Genomic DNA, 13,131 nt, shown 5'->3' on the forward strand with positions numbered 1-13,131 from the left:
ATAGCCCAGCCTGTGGTCTTGGTATTCTTTCATTGAACTAGATACGTGCGGAGTTTCGGCTTGTTTAAGAAATTGCTCACATCGCCGTTGCGATTAGCGATCGGCTGGGGCGCCTACCCTCGGTTCTTAGGAACTGTCGGCGTCTTGATGCTGGTCTTGTTACGCGTCACGATCGGGTGGCATTTTTATTCCGAAGGGGTCGACAAAAAGACCGGTTCGTGGAATGCCGAGCCCTTTATGGCGAATGCCAGTGGTCCCTTTGCGGAGCACTTTCACAACATGGTTCCCGATCGTGAAGGGTTCGCCCGTCTTGATATCGATTTGACCAAAAAACATTTGGCCGTCTATCGCGAACGTGCTGGAAAACACTTCGGTTTTGACGAAGATCAGCAACAACAGGCACAGGTTGCCTATGTCGATGCGATCAAGCAAATCCAATACATTTTGGATACAAATGCCCAGGAAATTGAAGAATATAACCTCGGGCAAGCTCGGGTTCGTGAGCTCCGCGAAGACTCCACACGGGACGGTGTCAGTAGCCTTGGTGACCAGCGTGCTACAATTGAAGCAGAGTGGAAAAGGTTGGCTCGACCGGCCCTAATCGGGGTCGATGGAGTCTGGACCGAGTACGAAAAAACGGTCAACGATATCGCTCAAGGCCGTCTGGCAAAACGCGGGTATTTTCGCCTTTATAAACCGGGCGATGATCAAGTGGATCCAACGCGATTGGCGTTGGTGAATCGCTGGATTCCATATTTCGACTTGACGGTCGGAATTTGTTTGATGTTAGGATTTTTAACGCCTGCGGTCAGTTTGGCAGCAGCATTGTTTTTGTTCTCTGTTTTTCTATCTCAGTACCCGCCTACATCCGGGCCGGGTTCTACTTACTACCAATTAGTCGAGTCGATGGCATGTTTGGTACTGGCTGGCACTGGTGCCGGTCGCTTTGCTGGACTCGATTCTGTTTTACACGCCTTGGTCCGACGGTGTTGGCCGTCAAAGGAGCACCACAATGGATAAGTTATCCCCAGAACAACGTGAAGTCGGACAAGGTAACTATTACCGAGCCGTCGATTCCTATTTCGAAAATGGGCCAGACGTCGAACGCCGTGACTTCCTGAAAGGGGTTGTTGGTGCCGGTTTAATGACCGCAGGTGGAATGGGAGCAGCCTATTTCGGCTATAAGAAAGTTGCTGATCCTGTTCGAGTCGCTGTGATTGGGACCGGAGACGAAGGGAACGTGCTGATCGGTGGTTGTAATCCCGATTACGTGACGGTCAAAGCGATCTGTGACATCCGCCCTTTCAGTCTCCATCGCGCTTTCGAAGGCGATTGGTCGACTCCATCGGCACGCGGCCGCCGTCCAGGTTTGATGGACGTCTACGGTTACAAAACGCGTACCGAAGCCGAAAAGCAGATCAAGGTCTACGACAGCACCAACGGTGGGATCCAAGCTTGTCTTGATGATCCGAATATCGAAGCGGTTATCATCGCTTTGCCACTCTGGTTGCATGCCGGCGTTGCCGCTCAGGCAATGAACCGCGGCCTGCACGTGCTGACCGAAAAATTGATGGCACACAATGTCGCTCAGTGTAAAGCCATGGGACGTATGTCCTATGAACTGAAAGACAAACAGGGCAACCCGCTGCACTTAGCAACCGGTCACCAACGCCATTACAACATCAAATACGACAACGCTGTCAATTTGATTCGCTGGGGACTGCTTGGTCAGTTGCACCACATTCGTGCTCAATGGCACCGTGGCAACGCCCCCGGTGGCGACAGCTGGAAAATGCCTCTTCCCGGTGGTGAAACCACGGTCAACGGCGGTGTTTACGACAAGATCGTCGGAGACCTGAAGAACCGTCAAGGCAAACTAGCAGCTTTGATGGATCCGAAAAATCGCTCGCAAGATTTTGACCAGATCCATGAACTGCAACAGCAGATCGCGTATTTCGAAGCTTGGGATATGGACAAGTATGTCGACCCAGCCGATTACGGATACATGAATTACAACTTGGGTGACTATGCGGTTACCCCAATGGAAGAACTGCACCGTTGGCGATTGTTTAATCGCACCGGTGGTGGGTTGATGGCAGAACTGGGAAGCCATCAACTGGATGCGGTTAGCATCTTCCTCAGTTCCTTGCGTAACGATGATAAAAAGGTCCATCCGTTGGCCGTTCACGCGGTCGGCGGTCGGCATATCATGCCACAGGATCGTGATGCCGATGACCATGTCTACTGCATGTTCGAATTCCCCGGACCTGAGTATGCCGAATCGTTTGATGTCGGATACAAAGACCGAGTTCTGAACTATCCAAACGGACCGGTTCCTTCCTATGAAGAAGATCCGAACAAGAAAGTGGTTGTCACTTATTCGACGATCAACGGAAACGGATTTGGCGGTTGGGGCGAAGTCGTGATGGGTACGAAGGGAACATTGATTCTGGACAAAGAAGTCGATGTTCTGTTGTACCGCGACAGCAATCCGTCTGCCAAAGTCGGTGTCGTCAAGAAAGACGGCAGTGCCGTTCTAGACACCAGTGCCAGTGGCGATTTCGCGGCTCCTGTATCTCAGGTCGCAGAATCGGGACCGGTCAGCCGAGGCTACCAAGAAGAAATCGAGCACTGGGCGTATTGCATCCGCAATCCAGATCCAGCCAATCGGCCTCGCTGTTACCCTGAAGTTGCCATGGGAGATGCTGTTATCGCCCTGGGAACCAACGTGGCACTAGAAAACGCAGCCAAAGGCAAAGGCGGATACCTTCAGTTCAAAGAAGAGTGGTTCGAACTGGACAATGACGCCACACCAGACGGAAGCGTCGTCGCCGAAGAAATGAAAGCGATCCAAAAACCGGTTGCCTAGGGCAGACCGGCTTTGGTAAGCCAAACGAAGATAGCCATAAGCGGCTGCAGGTTTGAATCAAACCAGCAGCCGCTTTTTTCGTAGAGCGACCAATGAATCAGCCACTCCTTCACTCCTTCACTCCTTCACTCCTTCACTCCTTCACTCCTCCACTCCTTGTCTCCTCTGCAGGAAAGAACCGGCCCCCTCTCCCCCAGCCCCTCTCCCCCAGGCAAGCTGGGGGCGAGGGGAGCGACTATGGGGGAGCGTCGACTGTGGTGGAGCATCGACTTATGGGGGAGCATCGACTATGGGGGAGCGTCGACTGTCGTGGAGCGTCGACTGATGGTGGAGCGGCGACTGATGATGGAGCGGCGAGTTTGGTTTGGGATCCGTCTGGCTAGGCTCGTCTCCCTCCAGTCTGGCTCCCCTCGCCCCAAACTTGTTTGGGGAGAGGGGCTGGGGGAGAGGGGCGTCCGCGCAATCCGCTGAGCAACCCAAATCATCGCGAGAAGCTCCGTTTAATCATCCCATTCCCAGCGCTGCTCTCCGCTTTCTAACAGCCTGAGCAATGTTTTTTCTAACCGCACTTGGATCTCGCAAAACCTCAAAGCCTGGCACCCTTAAGATTAGATAGCCGAGTGTTTGCAAAAACCGATCCCTTTCGGCGTCGTGCTGAATTCCCTGGTCGGTGACATGGTCGCTGCCATCGACTTCGACCACCAATTTCAACGCAAAGCAGACAAAGTCGAGCGTGTAAGGAGGTTCTGGGACCTCGCGGCGAAATTTTTCGCCTTCCATGTTTCCTCGACGCAGCATTTGCCAGACATCGCTTGAGAACTGATTCGCAGTAGCTCTCTGATCGCGGGCGAACTGGATTCGCTCGGGGGATCGCGACGAATCGGTCGAAGAACGCCGGGTTCGGCGAGGCATGATTGAATCTCGATTTAGAGGATTTCGATCACCAGGGCCTTTTTAATATACGGAATTTGTGGCCCTCTACAGGGAAGTACCGGCCCCCTCTCCCCAGCCCCTCTTCCCCAGGCAAGCTGGGGGCGAGGGGAGCGACTATGGGGGAGCGTCGACTGTGGGGGAGCGTCGACTGTGGTGGAGCATCGACTGATGGTGGAGCGTCGACTGATGGTGGAGCGACTATGGGGGAGCGTCGACTGTGGTGGAGCATCGACTGATGGTGGAGCATCGACTGATGGTGGAGCGTCGACTGATGGTGGAGCGTCGACTGATGGTGGAGCGTCGACTGATGGTGGAGCGTCGACTGATGATGGAGCGGCGAGTTTGGTTTGGGATCCGTCTGGCTAGGCTCGTCTCCCGCCAGTCTGGCTCCCCTCGCCCCAAACTTGTTTGGGGAGAGGGGCTGGGGGAGAGGGGCGTCCGCGCAATCCGCTGAGCAACCCAAATCATCGCGAGAAGCTCCGTTTAATCATCCCATTCCCAGCGCTGCTCTCCGCTTTCTAACAGCCTGAGCAATGTTTTTTCTAACCGCACTTGGATTTCGCAAAACCTCAAAGCCTGGCACCCTTAAGATTTGATAGCCGAGTGTTTGCAAAAATCGATCCCTTTCGGCGTCGTGTTGAATTCCCTGGTCGGTGACATGGTCGCTGCCATCGACTTCGACCACCAATTTCAACGCAAAGCAGACAAAGTCGAGCGTGTAAGGAGGTTCTGGGACCTCACGGCGAAATTTTTCGCCTTGCATGTTTCCTCGACGCAGCATTTGCCAGACATCGCTTGAGAACTGATTCGCAGTAGCTCTCTGATCGCGGGCGAACTGGATTCGCTCGGGGGATCGCGACGAATCGGTCGAAGAACGCCGGGTTCGGCGAGGCATGATTGAATCTCGATTTAGAGGATTTCGATCACCAGGGCCTTTTTAATATACGGAATTTGTGGCCCTCTACAGGGAAGTACCGGCCCCCTCTCCCCCAGCCCCTCTCCCCCAGGCAAGCTGGGGGCGAGGGGAGCGACTATGGGGGAGCGTCGACTGTGGTGGAGCATCGACTTATGGTGGAGCATCGACTTATGGGGGAGCATCGACTGTTGGGGGAGCATCGACTGTTGGGGGAGCATCGACTGTTGGGGGAGCATCGACTGTTGGGGGAGCATCGACTGTTGGGGGAGCATCGACTGATGGTGGAGCGGCGACTGATGATGGAGCGGCGAGTTTGGTTTGGGATCCGTCTGGCTAGGCTCGTCTCCCGCCAGTCTGGCTCCCCTCGCCCCAAACTTGTTTGGGGAGAGGGGCTGGGGGAGAGGGGCGTCCGCGCAATCCGCTGAGCAACCCAAATCATCGCGAGAAGCTCCGTTTAATCATCCCATTCCCAGCGCTGCTCTCCGCTTTCTAACAGCCTGAGCAATGTTTTTTCTAACCGCACTTCGATCTCGCAAAACCTCAAAGCCTGGCACCCTTAAGATTAGATAGCCGAGTGTTTGCAAAAACCGATCCCTTTCGGCGTCGTGCTGAATTCCCTGGTCGGTGACATGGTCGCTGCCATCGACTTCGACCACCAATTTCAACGCCAAGCAGACAAAGTCGAGCGTGTAAGGAGGTTCTGGGACCTCGCGGCGAAATTTTTCGCCTTCCATGTTTCCTCGACGCAGCATTTGCCAGACATCGCTTGAGAACTGATTCGCAGTAGCTCTCTGATCGCGGGCGAACTGGATTCGCTCGGGGGATCGCGACGAATCGGTCGAAGAACGCCGGGTTCGGCGAGGCATGATTGAATCTCGATTTAGAGGATTTCGATCACCAGGGCCTTTTTAATATACGGAATTTGTGGCCCTCTACAGGGAAGTACCGGCCCCCTCTCCCCAGCCCCTCTTCCCCAGGCAAGCTGGGGGCGAGGGGAGCGACTTTGGAGGAGGGAGCATCGAGTTTTGTTTTGGGATCCGTTCGGCTAGGCTCGTTCCCGCCCATGCTGGTATCCAAACACGAAAAAAGCCGTCCTTGGTAAGGACGGCTATTCGGTGGTTTTTTAATTCGCTTCTTTTGTCGCAGTCCTCTTCCATCGACTCTTATTTGCGACGGCGTCTTTTGCGACCGGTGGGGGCGAACTTTTGCGTGACTTCGCTGACCGCTTGCACGAAGCTGTCGACCTCTTCGACGGTGTTGTAGAGGTAGAAACTGGCTCGGGAGCTAGCGCTGATGCCTAGGTCTTTGTGCAGGGGCATGGCACAGTGATGGCCGGCTCGGACTGCGATCCCGCGGGTGTCCAACCACTGCGCAATGTCGTGGGCATGGATGTGGGGGAAGACAAAGCTGACGATGCCTCCTTTTAATGCTGGATCCTGGGGACCAAGAATGGTTAGCCCTTCGATTCCGGCCAAACCCTCGTGAGCTCGTCGCGTGAGAACTTGTTCGTGATCGTGAATCGCTTCCAATCCGACCGCACTGATGTAATCGATGGCAGCTTCCAGGCCGATGGCTTCAACGATCGGTGGGGTGCCCGCTTCAAATTTGTCCGGCAGTGCCGCCGTGGTGAACCCTTCGGTGGTGACCGTGTTTATCATGGCACCTCCGCCGAGGAATGGAGGCATCGCATCGAGGATCGATTCTCGCCCGTAAAGGACTCCGATCCCGGTGGGGCCACATAGTTTGTGACCGCTGAAGATCACGAAGTCTGCATCCCATTGCCGGACGTCGATGGCCATGTGGGGGGCAGCCTGTGCCGCATCGACCAAAGTCGCCGCCCCGTGTTGTTGGGCTTGCTGGACCCACGCGGCGACGGGCGTAATCGTTCCCAAAACGTTGCTGACCGCCGTAAAGGCGAACATTTTGATCTGCTGGCCGTACTGCTGCCAGAGGGAATCGAGATGTTCTTGGTCGACTTGTCCCTCGGAATTCAGTTTCGCAAACAGGACCTTACAGCCCGTTCGCTCACTCAATTGATGCCAGGGGACGATGTTCGCATGATGTTCCATCATGGTTAGCAGGATGTAGTCGTCCGGACCGACATTCTGGTCTCCCCATGTTCTGGCTACCGTATTGATTGCGGCAGTCGTCCCGGCGGTAAAGAGGACCTCTACCTCGGAGGCGGCATTCAGAAATCGAGCGACCGTGCGGCGGGCCTGCTCGTAGCGGTCGGTTGATTCTTCGCTGAGCGTGTGGATGCCTCGATGCACGTTGGCGTAGTACTTGGAGTAGCATTCCGACATCGCGTCGATAACCGCGTGTGGCCGTTGCGTGCTCGCCCCGTTATCCAGGAAAACCAACGGAGCTCCACTGTTGGTTTGTCGCCCTAGGATCGGAAAATCGGGCCGATACAGGGTCGGATTCAGTACGGATTTCGAGAGACTGCTTGGGCTTTCGGTCATGCTTAAGATTCTTCGCCCAGGCTGGGGCCTCCAAAGTGTGTTTGTGATTCGTCATCGTCATCGACAGGAGCGTGCATCGCACGCTGGACGACTCGCCACGGTAACAGGCAGCATTTCTGGCGATTCGGGGTCAGGTGAGGCCCAAAGAGCTCCAGCATTTGTTCTGCGGTGTACTCTCGGACTTCCTCAAAGGTCATCCCTTCGATTTTTTCCATCAGCATCGATGAGGAAGCTTGACTGATTACGCAGCCTTTTCCCTCAAACCAAGCTTCTTGGACCTTTCCGTCGGCATCCAGTTTCAACTCAACGCGCACCTCATCACCACAGAGCGGGTTTTTCCCCTCTTCGGCGTGGGTCACTGAGTCACAATGTCCGCGATGATACGGATCCTCGTAGTGATCAAGGACGTGTTCTTCGTAGATATCTTGTTCTGACGGCATAAAGCAATCAAAGGTTCATGGAAATCAAAGGGTCAAAACGGAACGTTTTATCGTTCGGCCACCTTCAGTCTACTTGTCGGTGGCCATTTTTCGAAAGTAGGCTTCGATCGCTTCTCTGTAATGGGTGGGTAGATCTTGGCCAATTTGCTGCAAGGCTTGCTCGCGATCGGCAGGGGGCATCTTCCCCCATTCGCTCCGTTTTCCTAGGTCACGCTTGTCGACATCGCCTGCCCCGCCTCCTCCAGCGGCTTGACTATCCTGCATCGGTTGCCCCTGTCCTTCGGCTTGGCCGCCCGACGAGGATCCGCCTCCTTGTTGTTGCTGCTGCTGTTGCTGTTTTTGTTGTTCTTCCATTTTGTCGATCAACTTTGACAGTTTGTCAATAATCGCTTGCTCTTGTTCCTGAACCTTGTCGTCGGAGCGTCCTAGCTCTAACCGTCGTTCGACATCGCTCATCAACCGCGAAATTTCGTCCAGGCTATCGGGTTTCAGCGGTTTCATGTCGACAAGCATCAGTTTCGCCGTCCGTGCGTAACGGATGGGGCATTCGGCATCATTGTCGAGCAATCGACGTAGGTCTTTTAATGTTTCTTCTTTGTTTAGCAACGCGTGATTGCAGGCGGCTCGGTAGAACAGCAGCGTCGCGGGGTCGACGAAGGTCTGGAATTCGATATCCGCCAGCAGTGGCAATGCTTCATCGAACAACCGTTCACGCACCAAGTCGCGGCCGATGTAGGAAGCGACCACTTTCCTTAATACGGCCGACAATTTGTCAAATCGTTTATCCGTCGGATCCAAGTCACCGTTGAGGGATGCATCGATGATTTCCGCGATCGTGGGAACGACGCCGGCCGCGGCATCCACAAACGCATCTAGTCGATCGGTCTGCGGTTGCTCCAGCTGAGCCTGGAATGCAGCGGCCGCTTGCTCGATCGCCTGGTCCGAAGTGTTTTGTTGCTGCAGTGCGTCGCGCAGCGCCGCAACCGCAAGTTCCGAATCAGGCATCTGCCATTCCGCTTTTCGCTCCAGACTATCGGCCGCCGAAGCAACGTTGCCAACCAGCCCGCAACTGAAAAGGCTTAGCGATATCGCAACCATACATGTTGCTGCAATCGCCGAACGGAATGGTTGGGGATGGGCCGTCTTCGATTCGCAGAACCGAGCGACAATCCTGCTACCGCCACGAATGGTTCGCGAGATCCTAAGCCGAGTGAGCGTTTTAAATGGTTCGATCATCTTGGTTCTCATGGACGGCAATTCGAAAAATAGGCGAAGCGGTTTCTGAGTGCGGGATGGCTACTGATTTCGTTTCAGGACCAAGTCCCGAGTGATGGAGTACAGACGGTTTTGTCGCTCCGCTAGGCCCTGCAGCAATGTTCTGATTTCGGCGGTCGGAGCCCCGTTATCGGTTTGCAACATGGCATCGTAGCGTTCGGTGGTCCCTTTGACGCGAGTCTGCATCGTCCGAATCAATTTTAGTTCGGCGAGGGATTCGACCAACGGTTGTTCGCCTTGTTGCCCTTGTTGTGGTTGCTCCCCCTGTTGTTCCTGTTTCTTTTTCTCTTCAAGATCTTTCTGAGCTTTTTGGAGTGCACCGATCATCTCTTCCAGGGCGGCAAGCACGTCTTCTTGAATTCCCTGGGTGACGACATCGATTTTCGATTGAGCCAGGCGATCCACGACGGTTTGCATGTCGCCGCGTATTTGTTGGACCACTTCTGGGAACGCGACGCTGGACCCCTCTTCGCGCAACAGCAGCATGGCTCGGTCAGCCTCCATGACAATCTGTTTTTCTTCGTTTGCCAGGTTGCCCGCTTTTAGGTCCGTTTGACGGTCGCGATCGGCAAGCGGGATCGCCGCCAGTTCACGGTTCTTTTCCAGGACGGCCGACTGCATCTGTGCCATTTTACGTAAACGGCTCTCCAGTCGAGCGAGTTCGCGTTGCATTTCTTCTTCGCGTAATTGGCGAAGGATTTTCTCTAATTGATCGATCGCTTGGCGGATCTCTTCTTCGGCTTGTCGTTGTTTTTCGGTTGCTTGTTCCCGTTTCGCTTCTTCCAGAGCCTTTTCGGCTTCCTTCATTCTCTCGAGGGCTTTTTCCAATTGCTTCTGCGCACTCTGTTGAGGGGACTGAGGCTTGGATTCAGTTTTGGGAGATTCGGGTTGCTCTCCTTCTTGCGGCTTTTGGCTTTGACTTTGGGATTGCTGGGCCTGTTTGGCATCCTGCAGTTCTTTTGCTGCCTTGTCCGATTCGGCTGCAGCCTGTTTGGCGTCCGCTTCGGCCTTAGCTTTTTTCTCGGCAGCCTTTTGGGCAGCGGCTTTCTGCTCGGCTGCTTTTTGATCGCTGGATTGTTTTTCTGAAGCGTTTTGATCGCCTTCGCTTGCTTGGCTCTCTTGCTTGTCTTGGTCCTGTTTCGCTTCGGCTTCGGATTTCGCCTGCTCAGCTTTTTCCGCAGCGGCTTCGGCTTTCTTGACCATCTCGGCTAGTTCTTCAGCTTCCTTCTGTTTCGCTTTCTTTTCCGCTTCACTCATCTTTTCAGTCGCTTCTTCAGCCCCCTCTTCAAGCGCTTCTTCAGCGGCGGGATCCAATTCTTTGTTTTGCTCTGCCATTTCTTTTTGCAGCGCTTCGGCCGCTTTGGCGATGTCGCTTTGTTCGGATTCGACCGATTTCAGTTCGGCGCCGTTTTCTGTTCGAGCTCGAGTCCCCCGCTGCCGTCGTTCCTGACGTTTTAGATCTTTGATCCAATTGCTGATCCGTTCTTTTTCATCCCGGATTCTTTGCGGACGATCTTCGGTCAGCAGCAATTTCAGCAAAGCAGCCATCTGCTCGTTGGCGGCCTGTTGGTCGGTAATGGCCTGTTGAAATTTTTGGCTCCGGAGGGCATCGGAGGCCGAATTCATTCGTTCCAGAATGAAAGTGTCTCGTGATTGCTTGGCGGCTCGCCGCAGCAATGCCGCACGTTCGGGGTTCTCGGTGACTTCGACCTCGGCCAGCCGAAGAAGTAGTTCTTCCAGCCGTTGGTAACGTTCGGAGACTTGCGTTTGGCGATCGGGAAGGGGAACGTTTTGAAGCGCTTCGCCGGTTTTCGCTGGCTGGGCAGCGGCCGGCGATGGCACAGCGGTCCACAGCACTGTTGTCAGTGTCAGCAGGCAAAGTAGGGAAGCAGCCGCTCTATCGAACATGTTCATTCTCCTGACACTATTCGTTGAACAGGTTTCGGATACGTTCGGTCCGCTCCTGTTCGGTATCTTCGATCAGTCCTTCCTGAGCTTCAATCAATGACCGGACGAGGTCCAGAATTTCATTGTAGCTTTCTAAGTCTAGCATTTTCTCTAAAATCGCCGTCAAATCGAGCAGGGTTTGATCGGCGGTTGCGACCGCGAGGGCTGTTTGATCTTGCCCTGTAGAGGGGTCGGCGATCCGTTCTTCGATTCCTGTGATTTGTTCGCCCAGAAGTTCCAGAGGTCCCGAAATGACCTTTCGCAGGGGCTGAGCCACCGCGGCGGAAAGCCTGGATCGACGGTCTGGCGAGTCGACTCGGTTGTTGACCATTTCTTCAAGGATGTTTTCGACTCCCGAAGCCAAACCTTGCAGTTCTTCGCTGGTCTTTGTTGTTTGGAGGGCCGTCTGTTGAATTCGCAGGCGGAGGACCTGTTCGGCCCGTTCGGGCGTGTCGGTTGAAGTGTCGGACCATCCCTCCCGTCGCAGCAGGTCTAAGGTATCACGCAACGACCGCGTTTCGTTGATCGCTTGTTCAAGCCGCGCCCGCAAGCCAAGCTCACGCCGCTCCAGCATCGCAAGCAATTCATCCGGCGTCACAATCTGCAGACGGTAGACTTCCGAACGGGCCAGATGAGGAGGTCCCAAGTCATACGCATCGCTCGTTTCAGCAAACACGTTGATCGCCGAACCGGGTTGTAGCGGAGTCAGACGGCCAGAATCGACAAGGGAACGCAGGTCGATTTCCGCAGCGAAAACGCCCTCTCGATCGATGGAAATCGGCATCGTCGTCGGTTGCGTCTGAGTTTCTTGGTCGGAGACTTCAACGACGGAGACTTCGGAGGTGGTGATTCCATAGTCATCGGTAATCGTTCCTCGCAGAGGAATGTTCGCCATTTTGGTCACCGCCAAATCGATCCCTTTTAGCCGCATCTCGATTTCGGGAGGGTTATCGTTGATGACGCCCAGGAAGTATCGGAAAGGCGTTTGCGAGGTCAGCCCTTCTTTGTCAATCGGAACAACGACCACTTTGGTCGATTGTCGCAGGTCATGGATCGTGAACCGAAACGAAAGGTCATCCTCGGCAAATTCAACGATTGGATTAACAACCACTTCATCGCCGACGGTAATCGCAACTTCGGTTCCCGATAGCGGTTTGCTGGAGGTCGCGACCAGTGTGACGTCCGCTCCTTCTCGCAGTCGTAGCCCCGGTTGGTACTCCGTTGTCAGGTCAGCGCTGGTTCCTTCGCGGTCAGCGCGAAGATACGGGGGGGACTGCGCTAGGATTTGCAAACTGGTGACCGCTGGCGGCGGGACAATTTCGATTTTATAGCCGTCCAATCGATCATCTAACCCACGGACCGAAAACGTTAGATCTCCGGCAATCCCGCTAAGAGGAGGCCCATCCAGCACAAAGTCTTGCATCCCGTCGACAACACGCCCAACCCGCCGCATGTTGGCCTGTCCGCGAGCTCCGTCGGCGGTCCTGTAATACAACGTGCAGTTATCTGGAACGACCGCTCCGTCGGCTCTGGCTTGGATTCTTAGGTTCGCGTTTGCCCCGCGAGGTAACCGAGCGATCTTGTTTTCAAAAGCGATCGATTTAGCGGCTTCACTATCATCGTCCAGTGCGGTCACGCGGGGGATTTCCATCCCAACCATTTGTAAATCGGCCTGTCGGGGCCAAGCAGCGTCGGTCAACAACAGCAACCTGGCGGCGCCTTGTTGGAAAACATGAGGTCGGGCAATCAGCAGAACCAAGACTGCCAGTAGCAGCGGAGCGACCAACATGACTTTGTGTTGTATCGGTTGCCAGCGGAAAACTTTTCCCAGCTGAACGTCGCCAATCCTTGCCACCGCTTGTTCACCAACCCGCTGTAACATCTCGGGCGTGTGGGCGTCGCCTTGTCGACTTGGGGCATGTAACTGCACGGTGGTGATTAGGCTGCCACCCAGTTCCGGATGGTGTCGTTCCAGCAAGAGGGCCAGGCTGTCATCGGGCAGGGAGCGATTTAATCGCCCCACCAATAATTTGACAACCAAGTAGGCAATCACGACGGCGACGCCCAACAACAAAACGACCCGAGCGGACCGTGGCATTTCGGTGCCACCCAGCAGCACCGGGACATAGTCAAATAGCAGGCCGAGCCAGAAAGCGGATAGCAAGACTGCAAGGATCGCCAACAGCGAATCCCAAACGATATAACGCCGGACCTGACTGCGCAGCTGTCCCAGCAGCGAGGTCAATCGCGAATCGAGTTGTCGTTCAGAATGCGGATCAGCCATACAAA

Annotated in this window: 12 protein-coding genes; 4 read left to right on the plus strand and 8 right to left on the minus strand. The window is 54.8% G+C overall.

Annotation, left to right across the window (positions count from 1 at the left end):
- The first annotated feature begins 60 nt into the window (after nucleotides 1–60).
- A complete protein-coding gene (locus FF011L_RS09930) occupies nucleotides 61–1,020 on the plus strand; it encodes a DoxX family protein (RefSeq protein ID WP_145351535.1) in 960 nt (319 codons plus the stop codon).
- On the plus strand, nucleotides 1,013–2,869 hold the full coding sequence (locus FF011L_RS09935; RefSeq protein ID WP_145351536.1) for a Gfo/Idh/MocA family protein: 1,857 nt from the start codon (nucleotides 1,013–1,015) through the stop codon (nucleotides 2,867–2,869). The genes FF011L_RS09930 and FF011L_RS09935 overlap by 8 nt, the downstream gene beginning before the upstream one ends.
- 504 nt (nucleotides 2,870–3,373) lie before the next feature.
- Here FF011L_RS09935 and FF011L_RS09940 read toward each other — a convergent pair.
- The gene (locus FF011L_RS09940; RefSeq protein WP_145351537.1) at nucleotides 3,374–3,781 is read right to left on the minus strand and encodes an endonuclease domain-containing protein; all 408 of its coding nucleotides are present in this window, start codon (nucleotides 3,779–3,781) and stop codon (nucleotides 3,374–3,376) included.
- Nucleotides 3,782–4,037: 256 nt separating this feature from the next.
- Between FF011L_RS09940 and FF011L_RS26255 the strand changes: the two genes are divergently transcribed.
- Nucleotides 4,038–4,256, plus strand: coding sequence for a hypothetical protein (locus FF011L_RS26255; protein WP_218933115.1), 219 nt, complete (start codon nucleotides 4,038–4,040; stop codon nucleotides 4,254–4,256).
- Between the two features lie 33 nt (nucleotides 4,257–4,289).
- Here the strand turns inward: FF011L_RS26255 and FF011L_RS09950 are convergent, their stop codons facing one another.
- On the minus strand, nucleotides 4,290–4,697 hold the full coding sequence (locus FF011L_RS09950; protein ID WP_145351539.1) for an endonuclease domain-containing protein: 408 nt from the start codon (nucleotides 4,695–4,697) through the stop codon (nucleotides 4,290–4,292).
- 173 nt (nucleotides 4,698–4,870) lie between these two features.
- Here FF011L_RS09950 and FF011L_RS09955 point away from each other — a divergent pair, with 173 nt between their 5' ends.
- Nucleotides 4,871–5,143 carry a hypothetical protein gene (locus FF011L_RS09955; protein WP_145351540.1) on the plus strand — a complete coding sequence of 91 codons (273 nt, stop codon included), beginning with the start codon at nucleotides 4,871–4,873 and terminating at the stop codon, nucleotides 5,141–5,143.
- 33 nt (nucleotides 5,144–5,176) lie between these two features.
- Here the strand turns inward: FF011L_RS09955 and FF011L_RS09960 are convergent, their stop codons facing one another.
- The 6 genes from FF011L_RS09960 to FF011L_RS09985 form a co-directional block, all read right to left on the minus strand.
- Nucleotides 5,177–5,584 carry an endonuclease domain-containing protein gene (locus tag FF011L_RS09960; RefSeq protein WP_145351541.1) on the minus strand — a complete coding sequence of 136 codons (408 nt, stop codon included), beginning with the start codon at nucleotides 5,582–5,584 and terminating at the stop codon, nucleotides 5,177–5,179.
- A 297-nt stretch (nucleotides 5,585–5,881) separates the two neighbouring features.
- On the minus strand, nucleotides 5,882–7,180 hold the full coding sequence (locus FF011L_RS09965) for an aminotransferase class V-fold PLP-dependent enzyme (RefSeq protein WP_145351542.1): 1,299 nt from the start codon (nucleotides 7,178–7,180) through the stop codon (nucleotides 5,882–5,884).
- A 2-nt stretch (nucleotides 7,181–7,182) separates the two neighbouring features.
- Nucleotides 7,183–7,620 (minus strand): iron-sulfur cluster assembly scaffold protein, encoded by a 438-nt coding sequence (locus FF011L_RS09970; RefSeq protein ID WP_145351543.1) that lies wholly within the window; start codon nucleotides 7,618–7,620, stop codon nucleotides 7,183–7,185.
- Between the two features lie 69 nt (nucleotides 7,621–7,689).
- Nucleotides 7,690–8,856, minus strand: coding sequence for a hypothetical protein (locus FF011L_RS09975; RefSeq protein WP_218933116.1), 1,167 nt, complete (start codon nucleotides 8,854–8,856; stop codon nucleotides 7,690–7,692).
- Between the two features lie 60 nt (nucleotides 8,857–8,916).
- A complete protein-coding gene (locus FF011L_RS09980; RefSeq protein WP_246109842.1) occupies nucleotides 8,917–10,803 on the minus strand; it encodes a coiled-coil domain-containing protein in 1,887 nt (628 codons plus the stop codon).
- Nucleotides 10,804–10,819: 16 nt separating this feature from the next.
- Entirely contained in the window at nucleotides 10,820–13,126 is a 2,307-nt protein-coding gene (locus FF011L_RS09985) for a PX domain-containing protein (protein WP_145351545.1), read from the minus strand.
- Nucleotides 13,127–13,131: the final 5 nt, after the last annotated feature.

The organism is Roseimaritima multifibrata, from assembly GCF_007741495.1.
In the GTDB taxonomy this organism is placed as follows: domain Bacteria; phylum Planctomycetota; class Planctomycetia; order Pirellulales; family Pirellulaceae; genus Roseimaritima; species Roseimaritima multifibrata.